At 45.3% G+C, this 19,612-nt stretch carries 22 protein-coding genes; 17 read left to right on the top strand and 5 right to left on the bottom strand.

Going from position 1 to position 19,612, the window contains the following annotated elements; all coding sequences use genetic code 11:
* The first annotated feature begins 11 nt into the window (after positions 1-11).
* On the top strand, positions 12-776 hold the full coding sequence (locus VSQ61_RS08565; protein ID WP_334344023.1) for a type III pantothenate kinase: 765 nt from the start codon (positions 12-14) through the stop codon (positions 774-776).
* Here VSQ61_RS08565 and VSQ61_RS08560 read toward each other — a convergent pair whose 3' ends face one another.
* Positions 777-1,997 (bottom strand): DNA polymerase Y family protein, encoded by a 1,221-nt coding sequence (locus tag VSQ61_RS08560; RefSeq protein ID WP_334344022.1) that lies wholly within the window; start codon positions 1,995-1,997, stop codon positions 777-779.
* A gap of 129 nt (positions 1,998-2,126) precedes the next feature.
* Between VSQ61_RS08560 and hydG the strand changes: the two genes are divergently transcribed.
* Together hydG and VSQ61_RS08550 are read left to right on the top strand one after the other, a co-directional pair.
* Positions 2,127-3,545 (top strand): [FeFe] hydrogenase H-cluster radical SAM maturase HydG, encoded by a 1,419-nt coding sequence (gene hydG, locus VSQ61_RS08555; protein ID WP_334344021.1) that lies wholly within the window; start codon positions 2,127-2,129, stop codon positions 3,543-3,545.
* Positions 3,520-3,783 (top strand): hypothetical protein, encoded by a 264-nt coding sequence (locus VSQ61_RS08550; protein ID WP_334344020.1) that lies wholly within the window; start codon positions 3,520-3,522, stop codon positions 3,781-3,783. Before hydG ends, VSQ61_RS08550 begins: the two co-directional genes overlap by 26 nt.
* Before the next feature lie 4 nt (positions 3,784-3,787).
* Here VSQ61_RS08550 and VSQ61_RS08545 read toward each other — a convergent pair whose 3' ends face one another.
* Both VSQ61_RS08545 and VSQ61_RS08540 read right to left on the bottom strand, forming a co-directional pair.
* The gene (locus tag VSQ61_RS08545; RefSeq protein WP_334344018.1) at positions 3,788-4,633 is read right to left on the bottom strand and encodes a beta-1,6-N-acetylglucosaminyltransferase; all 846 of its coding nucleotides are present in this window, start codon (positions 4,631-4,633) and stop codon (positions 3,788-3,790) included.
* Positions 4,634-4,759: 126 nt separating this feature from the next.
* Positions 4,760-5,098, bottom strand: coding sequence for a helix-turn-helix domain-containing protein (locus tag VSQ61_RS08540; RefSeq protein WP_334344017.1), 339 nt, complete (start codon positions 5,096-5,098; stop codon positions 4,760-4,762).
* Positions 5,099-5,263: 165 nt separating this feature from the next.
* Here VSQ61_RS08540 and VSQ61_RS08535 point away from each other — a divergent pair, with 165 nt between their 5' ends.
* From VSQ61_RS08535 to rpsI, 7 genes are all read left to right on the top strand, one after another.
* Complete coding sequence (locus tag VSQ61_RS08535) at positions 5,264-5,407, top strand: hypothetical protein (protein WP_334344016.1); 144 nt, start codon at positions 5,264-5,266, stop codon at positions 5,405-5,407.
* A gap of 152 nt (positions 5,408-5,559) precedes the next feature.
* The gene (locus VSQ61_RS08530; RefSeq protein WP_334344015.1) at positions 5,560-6,174 is read left to right on the top strand and encodes a biotin transporter BioY; all 615 of its coding nucleotides are present in this window, start codon (positions 5,560-5,562) and stop codon (positions 6,172-6,174) included.
* A 155-nt stretch (positions 6,175-6,329) separates the two neighbouring features.
* Positions 6,330-8,147, top strand: a complete 1,818-nt coding sequence (locus VSQ61_RS08525) for an energy-coupling factor transporter ATPase (RefSeq protein ID WP_334344014.1) — start codon at positions 6,330-6,332, stop codon at positions 8,145-8,147.
* 10 nt (positions 8,148-8,157) lie between these two features.
* A complete protein-coding gene (locus VSQ61_RS08520) occupies positions 8,158-8,961 on the top strand; it encodes an energy-coupling factor transporter transmembrane component T family protein (RefSeq protein WP_334344013.1) in 804 nt (267 codons plus the stop codon).
* A complete protein-coding gene (gene truA / locus VSQ61_RS08515) occupies positions 8,958-9,734 on the top strand; it encodes a tRNA pseudouridine(38-40) synthase TruA (protein WP_334344012.1) in 777 nt (258 codons plus the stop codon). The genes VSQ61_RS08520 and truA overlap by 4 nt, the downstream gene beginning before the upstream one ends.
* 182 nt (positions 9,735-9,916) lie before the next feature.
* Positions 9,917-10,345, top strand: a complete 429-nt coding sequence (gene rplM / locus VSQ61_RS08510; protein WP_334344011.1) for a 50S ribosomal protein L13 — start codon at positions 9,917-9,919, stop codon at positions 10,343-10,345.
* A gap of 28 nt (positions 10,346-10,373) precedes the next feature.
* Positions 10,374-10,766 (top strand): 30S ribosomal protein S9, encoded by a 393-nt coding sequence (gene rpsI / locus VSQ61_RS08505; protein WP_172541310.1) that lies wholly within the window; start codon positions 10,374-10,376, stop codon positions 10,764-10,766.
* A gap of 129 nt (positions 10,767-10,895) precedes the next feature.
* On the opposite strand, the gene VSQ61_RS08500 is transcribed toward rpsI, so the two are convergent.
* The gene (locus VSQ61_RS08500) at positions 10,896-12,527 is read right to left on the bottom strand and encodes a DUF4368 domain-containing protein (protein ID WP_334344010.1); all 1,632 of its coding nucleotides are present in this window, start codon (positions 12,525-12,527) and stop codon (positions 10,896-10,898) included.
* A 62-nt stretch (positions 12,528-12,589) separates the two neighbouring features.
* Positions 12,590-12,790, bottom strand: coding sequence for a hypothetical protein (locus VSQ61_RS08495; protein WP_016223859.1), 201 nt, complete (start codon positions 12,788-12,790; stop codon positions 12,590-12,592).
* 369 nt (positions 12,791-13,159) lie between these two features.
* Between VSQ61_RS08495 and VSQ61_RS08490 the strand changes: the two genes are divergently transcribed.
* The 7 genes from VSQ61_RS08490 to VSQ61_RS08460 all read left to right on the top strand — a co-directional run bounded on the left by VSQ61_RS08490 (position 13,160) and on the right by VSQ61_RS08460 (position 19,564).
* The gene (locus tag VSQ61_RS08490) at positions 13,160-13,777 is read left to right on the top strand and encodes a TetR/AcrR family transcriptional regulator (RefSeq protein WP_016293180.1); all 618 of its coding nucleotides are present in this window, start codon (positions 13,160-13,162) and stop codon (positions 13,775-13,777) included.
* 193 nt (positions 13,778-13,970) lie between these two features.
* Positions 13,971-15,746, top strand: a complete 1,776-nt coding sequence (locus tag VSQ61_RS08485; RefSeq protein ID WP_334344009.1) for an ABC transporter ATP-binding protein — start codon at positions 13,971-13,973, stop codon at positions 15,744-15,746.
* Positions 15,743-17,473 carry an ABC transporter ATP-binding protein gene (locus VSQ61_RS08480; RefSeq protein WP_334344008.1) on the top strand — a complete coding sequence of 577 codons (1,731 nt, stop codon included), beginning with the start codon at positions 15,743-15,745 and terminating at the stop codon, positions 17,471-17,473. Before VSQ61_RS08485 ends, VSQ61_RS08480 begins: the two co-directional genes overlap by 4 nt.
* 1 nt (position 17,474) lies before the next feature.
* Positions 17,475-17,660 carry a cysteine-rich KTR domain-containing protein gene (locus tag VSQ61_RS08475; RefSeq protein ID WP_081645493.1) on the top strand — a complete coding sequence of 62 codons (186 nt, stop codon included), beginning with the start codon at positions 17,475-17,477 and terminating at the stop codon, positions 17,658-17,660.
* Positions 17,661-18,003: 343 nt separating this feature from the next.
* Entirely contained in the window at positions 18,004-18,462 is a 459-nt protein-coding gene (locus VSQ61_RS08470) for an RNA polymerase sigma factor (protein ID WP_334344007.1), read from the top strand.
* Positions 18,434-18,637 (top strand): helix-turn-helix domain-containing protein, encoded by a 204-nt coding sequence (locus VSQ61_RS08465; RefSeq protein WP_006355157.1) that lies wholly within the window; start codon positions 18,434-18,436, stop codon positions 18,635-18,637. The genes VSQ61_RS08470 and VSQ61_RS08465 overlap by 29 nt, the downstream gene beginning before the upstream one ends.
* A 318-nt stretch (positions 18,638-18,955) precedes the next feature.
* Positions 18,956-19,564, top strand: coding sequence for a hypothetical protein (locus VSQ61_RS08460; RefSeq protein ID WP_334344006.1), 609 nt, complete (start codon positions 18,956-18,958; stop codon positions 19,562-19,564).
* Positions 19,565-19,612: the final 48 nt, after the last annotated feature.

Below are 19,612 nucleotides of genomic sequence, written 5' to 3'. Positions count from 1 at the left end.
GGTCAAAAAGTATGATTTTGGCAATTGATATCGGAAATACCAATATTGTAATTGGCTGTATTAAGGAAAGGCAGATTCTTTTTGTGGAGCGTCTGCATACGGATGCAAAAAAATCAGAGCTGGAATATGCCATCAGTGTGAAAAACGTATTGGAGCTTTATGGAGTGGAACGAAAGGAACTGGAAGGCGGGATTATTTCCTCCGTAGTGCCTCCTGTGACAGGAACCATTCGTAATGCGGCGGCCAAGATTATCGGAAAAGAAATGCTGGTGGTGGGGCCAGGCGTAAAGACGGGGCTGGATATCCGCATTGACAATCCGGCGCAGCTGGGGCCGGGTCTGGTAGTAGGGGCTGCGGCCGGCATTGAAGAATACGGAAGCCCTCTGGTGATTATTGATATGGGAACGGCCACTGCCTTTACTGTGGTGAATGAAAAAAGGCAGGTGATTGGAGGAATGATCATGCCGGGTGTGGGAGTGGCGCTGGATTCCTTGACGAATCGAACCTCCCAGCTTCCCAAGATCAGTCTGGAGCCTCCTAAGAAATTTATTGGAAGCAATACGGTTGACTGTATGAAAAGCGGTGTGCTCTATGGCAACGCCTGCTGTGTGGACGGAATGATTGGCCGGATTCGTGATGAGCTTGGGGCATCTCCCCAGGTAGTGGCTACGGGAGGGCTGGCAAAGCGTATTATTCCTTATTGCAGGGAGACGATTCATATGGATGATGCGCTTTTGCTCAAGGGGCTGAACCTGATTTACGGAAGAAATCAGTGACTACAGAAAACGCCCCCTTTTTATGGCATCCTCTCCGTATTTTCTGCGAATGGAGTCCAAAGCGGTGTCAAGCTGCTTCAGCTTTTCAGGGGAGGGAGCGGCTGTTGTAGCTTCCTCCGGCTTAGGAGTGAAAGGCAGATCAAAGATGGAGAGTTGAACGGGTTCTTCCTCGGATACCAGCCGGGAGCTGCGGACACCAAGGAGACGGATGGGCCGGCCATCCCAAAGCGCTCCAAAGAGGGAACAGGCAAGCCGGTGGATCTCGCCGGTTGTATTGCAGGGAGATAAGGTCTGGGCCTGATGGGAGGCTTTGGTGAAGTCATGATATTTTATCTCTACCGTAATGGTTCCGGCCAGCTGTCCGGCCTTTCGCAAACGCCCGGAGACACTCTCGCAGAGGGCAAGGAGAACCTTTTCGGCTTCCCCTGGATCAGTAATGTCCTCTCTAAGAGTTGTGGAATTGCCGATTCCTTTGGCTTCCTGCTTTTCTGAGAGTACAGGAGAATCATCAATGCCATTGGCAAATTCCCACATAAGGCGGCCATGGCTTTTAAAGTGGGTGGTGAGAAAGGCAGGATCCGTGCGGGCCAGTTCACCGATGGTTTGGATGCCGAAGCCAATCAACTTTTCGGCGCTGCGCCGTCCTACCATAAAGAGATCCGACACGGGCAGAGGCCACATTTTTACAGGAATTTCCTCGGGATAAAGGGTATGGATTTTTCCGGGCTTTTCAAAATCGCTGGCCATCTTAGCCAGAACCTTTGTATGGGCAATTCCGATATTGACGGTAAAATGCAGGGTGTCAAAGATGTGGTCTCGAATAAGGGCCGCCGCATCCTCCGGGGAGGAATACAGATGGGCAATGGGCGTGAAGTCCAGGTAGCATTCATCAATGGATACCTGTTCCAAATCCGGGGTGAAGGAGAAGAGAAGCTCCATCATGGCACGGCTGTAGCGGTGATAGAGATCGTGATCCGGAGGCTCCGTCACCAGAGCAGGGCACTTTCGAAGGGCGGACGCCACAGACTCAGCGGTATGAATGCCATATTTTTTGGCAGGTATGGATTTGGCCAGTACAATTCCATGGCGGCTTTTCTCATCGCCTCCAATGATGGAGGGAATGGTGCGCAGATCCACGCTGCTTCCATTTTTTAATTTTTCCAGGGCGCTCCAGCTTAGGTAAGCGGAATTTACGTCGATATGAAATATGACAGGGGACATAACAGACTCCTTGCTTGTGTGAAAGTATGTTATCCGCATTGCAGATTTGGAAAAATGTGCTCCTTTCCATTATAGCACATCAGAACATTTGTTTGCAATAAAGAAATGGACAGAAAGAAGGAATTTACAATGTATAACCCAGCATCCAAAAGGGCGGAAGAATTTATGGATCATGAAGAGATCCTGGCTTCCATTCAATATGCACAGGAAAATAAAAACAACCGGGAATTGATAGAATCTCTGCTTGCCAGGGCAAAGGACTGCAAGGGACTGTCTCACCGGGAGGCGCTGGTGCTGTTAGAGTGCGAGGAACCGGATCTGCTGGAGCGGATATTCCGGCTGGCCCGGGAGATTAAGCAGAAGTTTTACGGAAACCGGATCGTGATGTTTGCGCCTCTGTATCTTTCCAATTACTGTGTCAATGGGTGTACCTACTGTCCTTATCATTTTAAGAATAAGCATATTGCCCGTAAAAAGCTGACCCAGGAGGAGATTCGCCGGGAGGTGACTGCCCTGCAGGATATGGGGCATAAGCGGCTGGCTTTGGAGACAGGGGAGGACCCTGTGAATAATCCCATTGAATATGTGCTGGAATCTATTCGGACCATTTACGGGATACGGCATAAGAACGGTGCCATCCGCCGGGTGAATGTAAATATTGCGGCGACTACGGTGGAAAATTATCGAAAGCTTAAGGAAGCGGGAATCGGGACATACATTCTTTTTCAGGAGACCTATCATAAGGAAAATTATGAGAAGCTTCATCCTGCCGGACCCAAGCATGACTATGCGTACCATACGGAGGCTATGGACCGGGCCATGGAAGGAGGCATTGATGATGTGGGAATAGGCGTCCTCTTTGGTCTTAATCATTACCGCTATGATTTTACGGGATTGTTAATGCATGCGGAGCATTTGGAGGCGGTGTTCGGGGTGGGTCCTCATACCATCAGTGTTCCGCGGATTCGGAATGCGGATGACATTGATGCCTCCGCCTTTGAGGATGCCATATCCGATGAGCTTTTTGAGCGGATTGTGGCAGTGATTCGGATTGCTGTTCCCTACACGGGAATGATTATTTCCACCCGGGAATCAAAAGCTACCAGAGAAAAGGTGCTTAAGCTTGGGGTGTCCCAGATCAGCGGCGGTTCCCGTACCAGTGTGGGCGGCTATGCCAGGGAGGAGACGGAAGAGGAAAATTCCGCCCAATTTGACGTGAGTGATAAAAGAACCCTGGATCAGGTGGTGAATTGGCTGCTAAATCAGGGGATGATTCCAAGCTTCTGTACAGCCTGTTACCGGGAGGGGCGTACCGGAGATCGCTTTATGAAGCTGGTAAAATCCGGACAGATTGCCAACTGCTGCCAGCCCAATGGGCTGATGACTCTGAAGGAATATCTGATAGACTATGCTTCGGAGGACACCAGAAGGAAGGGGGAGGCCCTGATACGGGAAGAACTGAAAAGCATAACCAGTGATAAGATTCGGAAAAGGGCGGAGCAGAATTTAAAGGAGATTGAGAATGGAACAAGAGACTTCAGGTTTTAGACAGGGATGGGAGACATCCCGGAAATATCGCTGGAAGGAAAGTAAGGATGGGGAGGATATGGAGGAAGACCGGGCCTACGTCCAAAGGTTTGAGACGATTTGCCCCGTAGACTCCTCGAAGGTGGTGCATACGGTGCGCTTTCTCAAAAGTACCTGCACTCGTGTGGATGATATTGTGGATGATTTTCACTGCAGCCGTAATGGGAGCTGTGTGAAATGCACTGAGAATTACCGATAAGAATTTAGCAGGAAAAAATATTCCGGTCAAATTTTCGGGCAAAAAGATGTGGCAGGGAGCGTAGAAATTCTGCATCCTCCTTTTGAAAAGTATAGGGACTATTTTCATTTCCACGTTCCCAGTCAATATAACGAAGATTTCCCAGAGAGAGACCGCTTCCAAATGGATCAAAAATCTGATCCATAAAAGAAGAGTTCACAGCCAGGGTTTGGAGGAGCAGCTCGTCTGCACAGACAGAATGGCGAAAATGCTTTTTAATCCAGTCTTCATGATTTAGGACATACTGTGCAAATGCATGCGTAATGCTGAACCAGTTAGCCCCTTTCTGCAAGGAAAGGGATTGCCCTTTCAGCCGGTCTACATGGAGAAGCCGCTGAAGCTTTGTAAGAAGCATATCTGCAGGCTCAGCCAGGGAACAGGAACTTTCCCGAAAGAAATGATAAAGGGAAATGCGCTCACGTATCTGGGGAAGAAATTTTGGCGCATCAAAACAGAGAAATTCTTTTCCGGCATGCTCTTCAAAGAACTGATGAATCTCGTCCTGGGTTTTTAAGGGAAAGTCGGAACCGGATAGGAGGTGATAGTAGGCATAATGACGGGGAACGGCAGCTTTTAAGAGTACCAGCTCGCAGGCTGTCTGACTGTAGCCGCCCCAGTGGACATTCAGGCGTTTGGTAAAATACAGGGATGACTTTTGAACAACATGAGAAAAGCCCGTAAAGTCAAAGTTCTGAGCTTTTTGATCTATATGAAGATAAATATCATTGCGTTCATCATCCAAAGCCAGAAGCAGTTCTTTTAAAAAGGAAAATTGATGGTGGGCCATGATCAGGTATGCATGACGGTTCATAGAGTTCTCCCCCCTATGTTTTTTATCTTCTCATTAACGCCCATTGTATCACAACAAAAGAAAAAGCACCATTCTTTACAGCAGATTTTTGAAAAATTTTATTACAAGGAACATATTGCTTTTTGCTTAATTTTCTTGGGAACTCTCATCACATTGAGCTAAATAGTTCAGGTAGGACACTAAATGGTTTTTTCCGGAAGGGGATAGATGATCATAGGTTTCCAGCAGATATTCCTGCTCAGTAGTCAAATCTTTGGAAGAACGTTCAAAAAACTGGGACACAGAAACACCGCAGGCAGAGCAGATCTTTTCAAGGGTCTGCACACGGGGATCGGTATTTTTATCAAACATGGAGGTCAGAGTGGAAAGAGAAATACCAGCCTTACATGCAAGACGGTATGCATTAAAATTGTTCTTTTCCATAAGCTCCTTGATACGTCTAATACAAAAATTTTCTTCGTACATGAAAAATAGCTCCGTTACGATTATTATACGTTCTATTTTAGTATATTATACGGTGTATATAAAAGAGTTAGAATCCGATGAAAAACATAGAATATGCGTTGTGAATGTGATATAATAACGACATACTTTGCAACAGAAAAACGACAAAGGAGGTGAATAGGACACTTGAATAGGAGAATTCGTAAAAAGAAAGGGCTTTTAAAGGATCGGCATTATAATCAGATGAAAAAAGAATTGTTCCAGGCTATGGAAGAAAAAGCTGGTATTCTGGAACAGCAGGCTGCAGTTCAAAGTGCAGCTAATAAATAAGGAGATGTGGGAAGCATTGAGATGAGTTAATAAGATTGATTGTTAACTATAATAAAAAACGAGTTGACAATCGAGCTTCTTTTTCGTATACTTACAAAAGAAACTGCCTTTTGGGTGGAGCTTAGATAAGACGAATGAGGAGCAGAGCGAATATGAAACAAAAATCCATGACCACATATCAATTGGCACTGACTGGGGTAATGACTGCCGTAATCTGTATCTTAGGACCAATGACTTTAATGATTCCCATCAGTCCGGTACTGATCTCTCTTGCAAATCTTGCTATCTGTCTTTCCATTGTTATCTTGGGAATGAAGCTTGGGACCTTAAGCTGTATTCTCTATCTGCTGATTGGACTGGCAGGGCTTCCTGTATTTTCCGGCTTCAGCGGAGGAATCGGGAAGCTGGCAGGACCTACGGGAGGGTATCTAGTGGGATATCTTTTTTTGGCATTGATTGGAGGAGTTTTTGTAGAACGTTTTTCCGGAAAGGGTCTTGAGCGGCGTGCGGTGGAGGGCTTAGGGCTGGTGCTTGGAACGGCGGTTCTCTATGCTTTTGGAACCGTATGGCTGGCTTATATGGCAGGAATGAATTTTGCGGAAGCCCTGGCAGTCGGAGTATTGCCTTTTATTCCGGGAGATTTGGTTAAGATTTTCCTTACGCTGCTGCTGGGGCCGGAGATTCGGACCCGTTTGCTTCAGGCGGGGTATCTCAACGGCGTTCCGGCTGCTAAGGCAGAGCCGGATTTAGGCGGATATACTCGATAGAGCTGTTTTTATGAGGATGTACGGTTATACGGTTGGAACATAGCATTCAAACGGTATGACCGTATTTTTATATCCTGATGTTTCTGCTTGCAAAAGAACAGGAGATATTATACAATAAACAGCAGTATTTAAAAGCAGGAAGAGGTTAAGGAACCATGGGAAAAGAGATGGTTCAGGCTCACAGCCTGGTATATGAATATAAAAAATATGATGAAGAAGGTCGGGAGACAGATGCTGCCCGGGCCGTGGATCAAGTCAGCCTGCAGATACAAAAGGGCGAATTTGTAGCGATTTTGGGACACAACGGTTCCGGAAAATCCACCCTGGCCAAGCATATGAATGCTATTTTGACACCTACCGGGGGAACTATGTGGGTGGATGGGAAGGATACCAGGAAGGAAGAGCATCTATGGGAGATCCGCCAGAGGGCAGGAATGGTGTTCCAGAATCCGGACAATCAGATCATTGGAACGATTGTGGAAGAAGATGTGGGGTTTGGCCCTGAGAACATGGGAGTGCCCACCAGGGAGATCTGGGAACGGGTGGAAGAGAGTCTGAAAGCAGTAAATATGCTGAAATACCGCCATCATTCGCCTAATAAGCTCTCCGGCGGTCAAAAGCAGAGGGTGGCCATTGCAGGAGTAGTGGCTATGCATCCTCAGTGTATTGTATTGGACGAGCCAACGGCTATGCTGGATCCGAACGGCCGGAAAGAAGTGATTCGGGCCGTTCGGGCGCTGAACCAGGTGGAAGAAATTACGGTGATTCTCATTACCCATTATATGGAAGAAGTTATTTATGCCGATAAAGTGATTGTGATGGATCAGGGCAGGGTGGTAATGGAAGGAACGCCAAGGGAGATATTTTCTCAGGTGGAACTGCTTAAATCCTACCGTTTGGATGTGCCCCAGGCAACACTGGTGGCCTATGAGCTGAAGAAAGCTGGTATGGATCTGCCGGATGGAATACTGACCAGGGAGGAACTGGTGGAAGCATTATGCCGGACAGCAGCACAGTCATCGGAACGTCAAATCATTAACGCTGCTGTTAAGGATACGGACTCCCGCAGTTTTTGCCAGAAGGATGAGCAGGCACCTGCGGCTCATAAGCTGCCGGGGGCGATAAAATTAGACCATGTGAATTATGTGTATGGTTCAGGGACCGCATATGAGATTCATGCTTTGAAAGATATTAATCTGGAATTGGGAGGCGGGGAATTTGTCGGTCTGATTGGACATACCGGTTCCGGAAAATCTACTTTGGTTCAGCATTTGAATGGACTTGTGAAGGCCACAGATGGTCATATTTATTTTCATGGAGAGGATATCTATGGAGCAGGCTATGATATGCGCCGGTTAAGAAGCAGGGTAGGATTGGTGTTTCAGTATCCGGAGCATCAGCTCTTTGAAGTAGATGTTCTAAGTGATGTTTGCTTTGGACCAAAGAATCAGGGTCTTTCTAAAGAGGAAGCGCAAAAACGGGCAAAGGCGGCTCTTGAGATGGTGGGACTTGGAGAGGAGTTTTATTATCAGTCACCTTTTGAGTTATCCGGAGGGCAGAAGCGCAGAGCGGCGATTGCCGGTGTGCTGGCTATGGAGCCGGAGATTCTGGTATTGGATGAGCCCACGGCAGGACTGGACCCCAAAGGAAGAGATGAGATTCTGGATCAGATTAGCAAGCTTCACAGAGAAAAGAAGATTACGATTGTGCTGGTTTCCCATAGCATGGAGGACGTGGCAAAATATGTGGAACGTATTATTGTTATGAATCAGGGTGAGGTTTTGTTTGATGATGTGCCAAGAGAGGTGTTTCGTCATTATAAAGAGCTGGAGCAGATAGGCCTGGCTGCTCCCCAGGTGACATATATTATGCATGCCCTGAAAGAAAAGGGGTTTCCCGTGGATGAGGATGCCACTACCGTTTGGGAGGCGCAGCGTACGGTTTTGGAGGCTTTGGCAGGTTTGAAATCTTAGGAGACGACACATGATTAGAGATATTACGCTGGGGCAGTACTACCCGGCAGATTCTGTTCTTCATAAATTAGATCCGAGAGTAAAGCTTTCGGCAACCCTGGCGTTTATTGTAGCATTGTTTTTAGCCAAGGGATGGCCGGGGTATTTGGCAGCGACTGTTTTTCTGGCAATGGTGATTAAGCTGTCAAAGGTGCCGCTTTCCTTTATGGTCAGGGGCTTAAAGGCTATTGTAATGATTTTGATGATTACGGTGGTTTTTAATCTGTTCCTGACGCCGGGAGAGCGGGTGCTGGTGCAGGTGTGGAAGCTTAAGATTACGGATGTGGGGCTTCGGACGGCAATTTTTATGGCTGTTCGTCTGATTTACTTGATTGTGGGATCCTCGGTAATGACATTGACTACCACCCCCAATGATCTGACGGACGGTCTGGAGCGTCTTATGGGGCCTTTAAAAAAGCTGCGTGTTCCGGTCCATGAGATTGCTATGATGATGTCCATTGCACTTCGGTTTATTCCGATTCTTTTAGAGGAGACGGATAAGATTATGAAGGCCCAGATTGCCAGAGGTGCGGATTTTGAACATGGAAATCTGATCCAAAAGGCGAAAAACCTGGTGCCGCTTTTGGTACCGTTGTTTATTTCAGCCTTTCGCCGGGCCAATGATCTGGCTATGGCTATGGAGGCCAGATGTTATCACGGCGGTGAGGGCCGTACGAAAATGAAGCCTCTTGTGTATGCCAAAAGGGATTATGCGGCTTATGGCGCAGTAGTCCTTTTTCTGGCAATTATTATTATATTGAGAATCGTCTTATGAAGCGTATTTTGTTGGTGGCGGCCTATGATGGAACCAATTATTGCGGATGGCAGGTGCAAAAGAATGGAGAGACTATAGAAGGTGTTCTGAATCGGGAACTTTCTAATCTTTTTCGGGAAGAAATTCAGGTGATTGGAGCCAGCCGTACGGATTCCGGCGTTCATGCTCTTGGAAATGTGGCGGTTTTTGATACGAATACCCGGATGCCGGGAGAGAAGATTTCCTATGCATTGAACAGCCGGCTGCCTGAGGATATTCGGATTCAAAAGTCTTTGGAGGTGGAAGGAGATTTTCATCCCAGAAAGCGTGCCTGTACGAAATATTATGAATACCGGATCCTGAATCGGGAATTTGAACTGCCGGGTGAACGGCTGAACACTTATTTTTATCGCCATCCGCTGGATGTGGAGCGAATGAGGGCAGCTTGTCCTTATTTTCTGGGAGAGCATGATTTTAAAAGCTTCTGCAGTATTCATACCCAGGCAGAGACTACGGTTCGGACCATTTATTCCTTAGAGGTGAGACGGGAGGGGGAGCTGATTCGCATTCAAGTGTCGGGAAACGGATTCCTCTATAATATGGTAAGAATTATTGCCGGGACTTTGATTCAAATAGGAAGCGGCATGAAGGAGCCGGAAGATATACTGGCTGTGTTAGAGGCTCTTAACCGGCAGGCTGCCGGCCCTACGGCTCCGGCGAAAGGGCTGACACTGATTGGGATGGCGTATGAGGGAGTAGAATTTTCGGCTGAATATTTGGAAAAAATGGGTTGACACGCAAGGGTGAGTGTACTATAATATTTTGGTGCGACGAAGTGCAAAAATGCCGGATCCAAGCCCCGGTAAAGGCATTTTTTCATATGGTATTGGACGAAGTCCATCTACCCCGAAGAGGTATGCACGGCGGTATATCCTTTGGGTATAGAGTATTGAATAATTTTTCAGGAGGAGAACCAATGAAGAGTTTCATGGCCAGTCCGGCAACGATTGAGAGAAAATGGTATGTGGTTGACGCTTCAGGATATACATTAGGACGTTTAGCTTCTGAGGTGGCTAAGGTTTTGAGAGGCAAGAACAAGCCGATCTTTACACCTCATATTGACACAGGTGATTATGTAATTATCGTAAATGCAGATAAGGTAAAAGTAACCGGCAGAAAGCTGGATCAGAAGATTTACTATCATCATTCCGAGTACGTAGGCGGTATGAAAGAGACTACCTTGCGTGAGATGATGGCAAAGAAACCGGAAAAAGTGGTAGAGCTTGCCGTTAAGGGCATGCTTCCGAAGGGACCGCTGGGAAGACAGATGTACACCAAGCTTCATGTATACGCTGGCCCGGAGCACAATCATCAGGCTCAGAAGCCGGAAGTATTAACATTTTAAGTGAGAAAGCGGAAGGAGGAAATCTACAGTGGCTAATTCAAGATTTTACGGAACAGGCAGAAGAAAAAAATCAATCGCCAGAGTATACCTGGTACCTGGCACCGGAAATATTACCATCAATAAGAGAAGCATTGACGAGTACCTTGGTCTGGAGACTTTGAAGGTTATCGTTCGTCAGCCTCTGACGGCAACCGAGACTACCGACAAGTTCGATGTACTGGTGAATGTACACGGCGGCGGATATACCGGACAGGCAGGAGCCATTCGTCATGGTATCGCAAGAGCACTGCTTCAGGCAGATCCGGAATATCGTCCGATTCTTAAAAAGGCCGGATACCTGACACGTGATCCGAGAATGAAAGAGCGTAAGAAGTACGGCCTCAAAGCGGCTCGTCGCGCTCCGCAGTTCAGCAAGCGTTAATCGGCTGGCGGGATTGTATCAAAATTGCTCAAAAACCCCGGAAAATCAAATGTTTACGGTTAGAGGGAAGTAATTTCAGATTAGGCGGTATAGCCCCGATTACAAGGGCTATACCGTCTTTTTGAGTTCCTATGCGCCTTGCCGTTTCGGTTGCATGTCAGAAAGGAAATTGAGTTCACACACAAAATTGAAAACAATATCTACTTTCTGTACCCGTTTCCCGTTCACCTTTTCCGGCGCATGGACTATGATTTTTTTGATAAATTCATTGACGATTGCGGGGGTGAGTTCCTTTATCCCCACATACTTGCGGATAATCGCGGCGAAGCTGTCAAAATCGCTCTTATTCTGTTCGTAAGTATCGACTTCCTGCTGGTCTGCCTTAACTTTTTCTTCCAGTTCCCGCTGTTCCGTTTCATACTCTGCGGACAGCTTCAAAAATCTGTCATGGCTGATTGCACCGCTTATGTCGTCCTCATAAATCCGCTTGAAGATACGGTCAAGTTCCGCTATCCGCTTCCTCGCCTGTCCGACTTCCCGCTTCCTGCGCTTCATTTCTTTTTCTGTTTCAGCGGAGCGTTGCTGATACATCATTTCATGGAAAGCCATGATGTCATCAAAGAAAAGGGCGGTCACATCAAATATTCTGCTCCATACTATCTGCTTTAACACTTCCTTGCGGATAAAATGAGCCGTACAGCTTCCCGTATTGCTCTTGTACTTTGCACAGCGGTAATGGTCTTGTGAGCCATTAAAACTTTTACAAGTGGCAAAGTGTAATTTGCTCCCACAATCCGCACAGTATACCAAGCCGGAGAACAAGCCCTGTCGGTCTGCTTTTGTTGGGCGGCGTTTGTTCGCCCTTAGTTCCTGCACTCGTTCAAAAACTGCGTCCTCCACAATCGCTTCATGGGTATTATAGAAAACCGCCTGCTGTTCCTTTGTGGTAGGAATCCGCTTTTTCAGCTTGTGGGATTTGGAATAGCTTTTGAAGTTCACCGTATGCCCGCAGTAGTCCATACGCTCCAAAATACCGACAATGGTACTATCCCTCCAGTCATAGGGATTTTCGGGAAGTGCTTTCCCCTTTTTCTTTGCGTAGTGGGCTTTGGCAGTCAGTACCTTATCTTCTTTGAGGATTTTTGCTATCTGCATGGGACCTTTCCCACCGATACATAAATCAAAAACCCGTTTCACCACAGCGGAGGCTTCTTCGTCCACAATCCATTGCTTCTTGTCAGCAGGGCTTACCATGCAGCCGTAAGGCGGCTTTGTCAGATGTTCCCCCGCCTGTCCTTGCGCCCGCTTGATTGCCCGTACCTTTTTGCTTGTGTCTTTGGCGTAAAAATCGTTGAACAAGTTACGGAACGGGGTAAAATCGTTGTCGCCTTTTGCGCTGTCCACACCGTCATTGATTGCGATATATCTAACGTCACGTTCTACGAAAAAGATTTCCGTATAGTAGCCAACTTTCAGATAATCGCGCCCTAACCTTGACATATCCTTGACAATGACCGTTGCCACGTTTCCGGCTTCGATTTCTGCAATCATTCTGTTAAAATTTGGTCTGTCGAACGTCACACCCGATACACCATCGTCAATGAAGAAAACGGGATTGGAAAAGCCGTTGTCCGCCGCATATTTGGAGAGGACTGCTTTCTGGTTCACAATGCTGTTGCTGTCGCCCTCTAACGTATCTTCCTGCGAAAGACGGGCGTATAATGCTGTTATCTGTCCGGGCTTATATGTATTTGCTGTCATATGTTCATTCCTCCTGTAATGAACGCCCGACAAACAGTAGTGCTAACTTTATTATAGCGCACTTATCCCTGTTTGTCATTGGGCGGTTTGACGGTTTCCGATTTTATGAGCCGTATCATCTTGTCGCGGAGCCGTTCCGAGCCGCCGCAGGAGGTAGACACTTCATAGTATGTGCCGCCGATTTTGTAGCAGACGGTTTCCTCTGTCGGCTTCCCTTTTTCCGGCAGATAGCCGCTGTCCTTGATTTCTGGTTCCCAATCCATTCTTTTCCCTTCCTTTCCGTATTTGCGAAATGATAAGTTTCGGAGCAAGCATAGGAAACGGGTACCCATTTCCGTAAATCTGCCCGTCCGCGCTACGGCTTGCTGGACAGATTTTGCTTGTTGGGAAGAATCCCAAACCCTCTGATAATTCCTCTCACTACCTACAACACCACACAGGGCAGTTTTGACGGAGTTTTGAGAGAAATTCTTCAAAAAGTTTTCCTTGTTTCTTAATACGGGGAAGTTTGAGAAATGCCAATGCCACAGAATAAATCAGCAAAAATTTTTTTGTGCCATTGACAAATTCTCTGATTTGCAGTATCATATAACAGCGATATATAACACCGTTATATACAAGGGGGGGAGAAAATGAGCGAAGCAGAGCAGACAACACTACATTTAATCCATTCAGCCGCCATGCAGGAATTTCTTGAAAAAGGCTATAAGTCTGCTTCCCTGCGGAATATTGTCAAAACGGCGGGGGTAACGACAGGCGCGTTTTATGGCTACTATAACAGCAAGGAGGATTTATTTGAAGCACTGGTAGGCGAACACTACAATTTCTTATTGGAACTCTTTTGCAAGGCACAGAAAGAATTTGCAGAAATACCGCCAGAGGAACAGCCCGACAATCTTACTTCTACTTCCGGCGTGTATATGTATGAAATGCTCTTGTACGCCTATGAACACTTGAATGAATTTAAGCTCATACTTTGCTGTTCGGAGGGAACACGTTTTTCAAAGCTGATTGATGAAATGGTGGAAATAGAAACAAAAGGAACACATGATTATTTAGCAGTTCTTGAAAAGTTAGGCAGACCAGCGCCGCCCATTGATGAACGGTTAGAGCATATTTTGATTACGGGAATGTTCAACACATTTTTTGAGCTGATTATACATGAAATGCCGCTTGAAGAAGCAAAGCACTATTTGAAAGAAATGAGAGCTTTCTATACCGCCGGGTGGATGAAAATTATGGGGCAATAATAAATCGAGCAGGCTCGATTACAAATAAATGTGATAATAAGATTTGATAATGGAAAGTTTACACTTTCCATTATATTTGACGCATAGGTTAGTTTTAGCTAACTTCATAAAGACACCACTAATCAAATAAGGATATTCGAGGGCAGTTATTTAGTCCTCATATCATAAAAAATTTTCAAGGAGGTTTTTTTCAATGAAAAAACAGTCTAATCTATCAAGACTGATGGGCTATGCCGGAGGGCACAGAATATTAACCTATCTTTCTTGGGTATTGTCCGTAATGAGTGCGCTGTTAGCTCTTGTGCCTTTTTGGTATATATGGCGTATCATTCACGACATACTGGAAGTTTCCCCGAATTTCTCACAGGCGGGGAATGTTACAAGCTACGGTTGGTCTGCGGTATTGTTTGCGGTTATCTCTATTGTTGTCTACATAGCCGCCTTGATGTGTTCGCATATGAGCGCGTTCCGGGTTGCCGCAAATATCCGAAAAGAGCTTATGCGCCATATTACAGCCTTGCCGCTTGGGGTAACGGAAAAGTATGGAAGCGGAAAGCTGCGGAGAATAGTAAATACTTCCAGTACCGCTACGGAAACATATCTTGCACACAGGCTTCCCGACAAAGCGGGGGCGATTGCCACACCCATAGGGCTGCTTTTCCTGTTGCTTGCCTTTGACTGGCGGTTAGGGCTTTTAAGCCTTGTTCCAGTTGTGCTTGGTTTTCTGATTATGATGAAAATGACAGGAAAAGACATGGAAAAGCGAATGGAACAATATCAAAATGCGCTTGCTGATATGTCAAACGAAGCTGTTGAATATGTGCGGGGCGTACCCGTAGTAAAGACTTTCGGGCAGACAATTTTTTCTTTCAAACGCTTCAAAGACGCGATAGACAATTACGAAACATGGGTAATTGCATATACAAAGGGGCTGCGTCTGCCTATGATGTTCTATACAACAGCAATTAACGGCGTATTCGCGTTTCTGATTGCCGGGGGTATTCTCTTTACAAGGGGCGGCGTAACAAATGAACTTCTGTTAAACCTTATCTTCTATATTGTGATTACTCCCGTCATTGGTACGACGCTTACAAAAATTATGTTTATGAGCGAGGACGCAATGATTGTAGGCGACGCAATCAACAGGATTGATGAAGTGCTGAACGAAAAACCATTATCTGAAAGCAGCGTGAATAATATTCCTAAAAATAATGGAATTACATTGGAACACGTTAGTTACAGCTATGACGGAGAGAAAAACGCACTCAATGATGTATCACTTTTAATAAAGCCGGGGCAGACAGTAGCATTAGTAGGAGCGTCCGGCGGCGGTAAGACAACGCTTGCAAATATCGTCACAAGGTTTTTTGACCCTCAAAAAGGGCGCGTACTGATAGGCAATACCGAAATACGTGACATTCCGAAAGAAACATTGATGAATAAGGTATCTTTTGTATTTCAGAACAGCCGCCTTATCAAAGCGTCCATATTAGAAAATGTGCGTATGGCAAAACCTAACGCTACACGCAAAGAAATCGCCCATGCTCTGGAAGCTGCACAGTGCTTGGATATTATTGAAAAATTACCGAATGGCATTGATACGGTTGTCGGCACAAAAGGCGTGTATCTGTCCGGCGGCGAACAGCAAAGAATAGCGATTGCCCGCGCAATTTTGAAAAATGCGCCTATCCTAATTCTTGATGAAGCAACCGCGTTTGCCGACCCCGATAATGAGGTGCGCGTGCAACAGGCTCTATCTGCTCTTTCAAAGGGAAAGACCGTCATTATGATTGCACACAGGCTGTCGTCAATCACAGACGCGGATTGCATTTATGTACTGCAAGACGGTGAAATTGTCGAAAGCGGCACACATAGCGGACTGATAGAGCAAAATGGCATATTTACAAAAATGTGGAAGAATTATTCCAAAGCGGCAGAATGGAAGATTGCAAAGGAGGTAAACGCATGATTAAGACATTGCAAAGACGTTTTGCGTTATCAAGACAGGGGGCTGTCGATTTGATAAAGGGCTGTATTGCTTGTGTCGCACAGGATATATCCTTTATGCTTCCCGTCGGACTGCTCTATTACTTTGTCATTGATACTATGAACGGGGGCATAAATGGAAGCCGCGTTGCGTTCTACGCGGTTGGTGCTCTGGTTTGCTTATGCTTTATTTTTATTGTGACATGGTTTCAGTATAACGCCACTTACTTAGCGACTTATGTGGAAAGCGGTGTAAGGCGTATATCCTTAGCAGAACAGCTCCGTAAAATCCCGCTGTCATTTTTTGGAAAAAAAGACCTTGCTGATTTGACAAATTCGATTATGGGCGACTGCGCCACTCTTGAACAGGCATTTTCCCATTATGTACCCGCATTGGCAGGCTCCCTTATTTCTACAACGCTGATTGCAGTTTGCCTTTTCGCTTACGACTGGCGAATGGCTCTTGCGGCGGTTTGGGTTTTGCCGATTGCATTTACAATCACATTCTTTTCAGCCCGCATACAGGAATACTTCAACCGTAAATCTGTAGCGGCGAATGTTGCGCTTGAAGGCGGCGTACAGGAGTGTATCGAAAGTTTACAGGACTTAAAGGCGAACAATGCGGAAGAAAGCTATCTGAAAGGGCTTGGCAAAAAAATTGACTATGTGGAAAAGCGGCACATTATAACAGAGCTTGGGACTGCCCTTTTTGTTGTTTCCTCTACGCTGATATTAAAGTTTGGGATTGCTACGGTTGCGCTTGTAGGTTCTGCGCTACTCATTCGTGGGGAAATTGATATTCCGCTATTCTTTATGTTTTTGCTTGTGGCTTCAAGGCTATATGCCCCGCTTGAGGGTGCATTGCAAAATCTTGCTGCGGTAATCTCCACCAAAACGAACATAAACCGCATGAATGAAATTCTTGACCAGCCTATTCAGACAGGAACAGACAGAGTAACAAATAAAGGTTACGATATTGTGTTCGACCATGTGGGATTTGCTTATAATAGCGGGGAAACCGTATTGAAAGACGTGTCCTTTACGGCAAAACAGGGAGAAGTTACCGCCTTAGTCGGACCGTCCGGCGGCGGTAAAACTACGGTATCACGTCTTGCCGCGCGGTTCTGGGATATAAGCAAGGGGAAAATCACTGTCGGCGGTATGGATATATCGAAAATAGAGCCGGAAACCTTGCTGTCGCTGTACTCTATCGTATTTCAAGATGTGACGCTGTTTAACAACACAATTATGGAGAATATCAGAATAGGCAGAAAGGACGCGACCGACGAAGAAGTGCTTGCAGCGGCAAGACTGGCAAATTGTGAAGAATTTGCGACAAAGCTCCCGGACGGGTATCACAGTATGATTGGTGAAAATGGTTGCGAACTGTCCGGCGGGGAAAGGCAGAGAATTTCAATCGCCCGCGCTTTCCTCAAAAATTCCCCTATCATCTTACTTGATGAAGCAACGGCAAGCCTTGATGTGGAAAACGAAACATTGATACAGGCTGCTTTATCAAGGCTGATAAAGGATAAGACCGTACTTGTTATCGCCCACCGTATGCGTACCGTAAGCGGCGCGGATAAAGTGGTTGTGCTTTCAGACGGTTCTGTTGCGGAACAGGGAACGCCAGAAAAACTGATGAACACCGGCAGGATTTACCCGCATATGGTAAAACTGCAAATGATTAGCAGGGATTGGGGTATTTAACATGAATACCGAATGGATAATATGCCCCATATGCCAAAGCAAAACAAGGTTAAAAATGCGGAGTGATACCGAACTGAAAAACTTTCCCCTATATTGCCCGAAATGCAAGCACGAAACCATTATTAACGTACAACAAATGAATATATCAGTTATCAAAGAGCCAGACGCACAGACGCAGAGCCGATAACACGCAGATTAAAAATGCGGTTATCGGCTCTTTCTTTTTGGTAATACTCATAAGCCGCCGTTTCTTCAAAACGGACAGCGGAGGACTTTTAGAAACCATGACTAATAATGCGGCGGTATCAGGAGGTACCGTCGTGTTATTTTTATATCCGCAAAATCAGACAAACTATTTTCTGTCAAAAAAACGCAGTGTTCGTTTAGGGGATATACTACCCATGAATATGAACTGTCAAATCATTTAGTATGTCTTGATAACTCGTATTACTCAAATGCTTATGCCACTTTATGCTGTATGAGCATTTGTTGTAATAGCCCCCTACTGGGAAGAAAGGGGGTGAGAGAAAATGAGATATTCTGAACAGTTCATGGAACATATCGAATATGCTTTCCATGCGTTCTGCAAGATTGTCCTGCGCCATGAAGCAATTAACGCATGGCGGGATTTGAAGAGGAAAGAAGCAAGAGAAATATCCCTTGACTATCTGATGTCAGAACGATATTTTGAACCGTCTGCTATGGACAGCTACTTTGAAAAACAGGATAAGCCGACTGTATTTATTGTGTTAGGAAAGGAAGTTATCGTTGATGATGAACGGTTGGCAACGGCATTATCAAAATTGCCGGAGTTAAGGCGGGAAGTTTTGTTGCTTTATTACTTCGTTGGCTATCGTGATGAAGCCATCGGCAGACAGTACGGGCGTTGCAGAAGTACGATAAACCACAGAAGAAATGTTGCGCTGAAACAGTTACGAAAAGAATGGGAGAAATTGAAACATGAGGAACAAAAAGCTGATACCTTTTGAGGTAATCGAAAAAGCCGTTGCCGGAGAGCCAGAAGCGGTAGACGCAGTATTGCGGCACTATACCGCATACATCAAATATCTGTCTATGTATAAAGGGCATATCAATGACGATACGCAGGACAGATTAAAGGCAAAACTGATTGAAGCCATATTGAAATTCCGCTTCGACCGATAGTAGGTAGCAAAGACAGGAAAAGCTGTCAAGGGTAGACTTCGCGCTACGCACCCTTGACAGCTTTTCCCGCCTTTGCTTGTGGGTAGTCAAGAGGGCGAAATCAGCAGACTGCTTTCGCCCTCAATCTATTATGGGGATTGTTACGCAGTAGGGGTTATTTTGTCCTTGATTTATGCAGCTTTGCAGGTATTGAAGTGGCGGGGTAAGGGTTTTATATGTCTGCTCTCAAAAACGGTGTTCTATTGCGTAACAATCTTGTTGTTTTAATTTGCCCCAAATGCTATAATTCGATTATAAAATTATTGGGAGGGAATACTTATGAATGAAATATATACAACAGAATTACTTTCTCTTGGAACAGCTTTAGCGGAACTGGCAGTTAAAGGAACAGCCACTGCGGTTTCAAGTAAAATTCGAGCAATAAAAGAAGAAAAAAATATTGAAAAAATTCGTAGCACATATGATGAAATAATCAATGAGTTGCTTAGTGAGCGAGAAGAAGCTGTTAGAATTGCTCAAGCGTATAAATCTGAATTAGAAAAAGTAGTTATTAGTGATGAGGATATTCAACATCTACATAATACAGTATCACGTATTTTAGAAATTATAAAAAAATCTCAAATATCATCTGCTGAACAAATTGGTCCGGAGGCTGTTGATGTTGTAAAATCTCAAGTTGAGTCTTATGAGCAAATTAAGGAGTTAATCAGTGTAGATACTCTTAAGACTATGCAACTAATTGGATTTAATTATAAATCCGCCATAGGAGAACCATTAACACTCATGCTAAAAAATTTTATTTTATCAAAGGTTACAGAGCCGGATAATTTAAAAACATTTGAAAAAATAATTACACCAGAAATGGTAGAAATATTAAAAAATGATACAGCATACGAAAATTTCAAAGAAATAACAAGTATGCAGTAAGTAAAAAACAGAGGACAAGTCATTTTTAACTTGTTCTCTGTTTCTTGT

Origin of the sequence: Candidatus Merdisoma sp. JLR.KK006 (genome assembly GCF_036941035.1) — a bacterium.
Classification (GTDB): Bacteria; Bacillota; Clostridia; order Lachnospirales; family Lachnospiraceae; genus Laedolimicola.
This window is presented reverse-complemented; position numbering and strand designations above follow the sequence as displayed.

Excerpts from the sequence above, each read along its gene's own strand:
- VSQ61_RS08560 (WP_334344022.1), bottom strand. The coding sequence starts at position 1,997 with ATGTCCCCTGTCATATTTCATATCGACGTAAATTCCGCTTACCTAAGC.
- VSQ61_RS08520 (WP_334344013.1), top strand. The coding sequence starts at position 8,158 with ATGATTAGAGATATTACGCTGGGGCAGTACTACCCGGCAGATTCTGTT.
- VSQ61_RS08495 (WP_016223859.1), bottom strand. The coding sequence starts at position 12,790 with ATGGATTGGGAACCAGAAATCAAGGACAGCGGCTATCTGCCGGAAAAA.
- VSQ61_RS08530 (WP_334344015.1), top strand. The coding sequence starts at position 5,560 with ATGAAACAAAAATCCATGACCACATATCAATTGGCACTGACTGGGGTA.
- VSQ61_RS08485 (WP_334344009.1), top strand. The coding sequence starts at position 13,971 with ATGAAAAAACAGTCTAATCTATCAAGACTGATGGGCTATGCCGGAGGG.
- VSQ61_RS08550 (WP_334344020.1), top strand. The coding sequence starts at position 3,520 with ATGGAACAAGAGACTTCAGGTTTTAGACAGGGATGGGAGACATCCCGG.
- hydG (WP_334344021.1), top strand. The coding sequence starts at position 2,127 with ATGTATAACCCAGCATCCAAAAGGGCGGAAGAATTTATGGATCATGAA.
- VSQ61_RS08545 (WP_334344018.1), bottom strand. The coding sequence starts at position 4,633 with ATGAACCGTCATGCATACCTGATCATGGCCCACCATCAATTTTCCTTT.
- VSQ61_RS08480 (WP_334344008.1), top strand. The coding sequence starts at position 15,743 with ATGATTAAGACATTGCAAAGACGTTTTGCGTTATCAAGACAGGGGGCT.
- VSQ61_RS08540 (WP_334344017.1), bottom strand. The coding sequence starts at position 5,098 with ATGTACGAAGAAAATTTTTGTATTAGACGTATCAAGGAGCTTATGGAA.
- VSQ61_RS08490 (WP_016293180.1), top strand. The coding sequence starts at position 13,160 with ATGAGCGAAGCAGAGCAGACAACACTACATTTAATCCATTCAGCCGCC.
- VSQ61_RS08475 (WP_081645493.1), top strand. The coding sequence starts at position 17,475 with ATGAATACCGAATGGATAATATGCCCCATATGCCAAAGCAAAACAAGG.
- truA (WP_334344012.1), top strand. The coding sequence starts at position 8,958 with ATGAAGCGTATTTTGTTGGTGGCGGCCTATGATGGAACCAATTATTGC.
- VSQ61_RS08565 (WP_334344023.1), top strand. The coding sequence starts at position 12 with ATGATTTTGGCAATTGATATCGGAAATACCAATATTGTAATTGGCTGT.
- VSQ61_RS08470 (WP_334344007.1), top strand. The coding sequence starts at position 18,004 with ATGAGATATTCTGAACAGTTCATGGAACATATCGAATATGCTTTCCAT.
- rplM (WP_334344011.1), top strand. The coding sequence starts at position 9,917 with ATGAAGAGTTTCATGGCCAGTCCGGCAACGATTGAGAGAAAATGGTAT.
- VSQ61_RS08525 (WP_334344014.1), top strand. The coding sequence starts at position 6,330 with ATGGGAAAAGAGATGGTTCAGGCTCACAGCCTGGTATATGAATATAAA.
- VSQ61_RS08460 (WP_334344006.1), top strand. The coding sequence starts at position 18,956 with ATGAATGAAATATATACAACAGAATTACTTTCTCTTGGAACAGCTTTA.
- VSQ61_RS08465 (WP_006355157.1), top strand. The coding sequence starts at position 18,434 with ATGAGGAACAAAAAGCTGATACCTTTTGAGGTAATCGAAAAAGCCGTT.
- VSQ61_RS08500 (WP_334344010.1), bottom strand. The coding sequence starts at position 12,527 with ATGACAGCAAATACATATAAGCCCGGACAGATAACAGCATTATACGCC.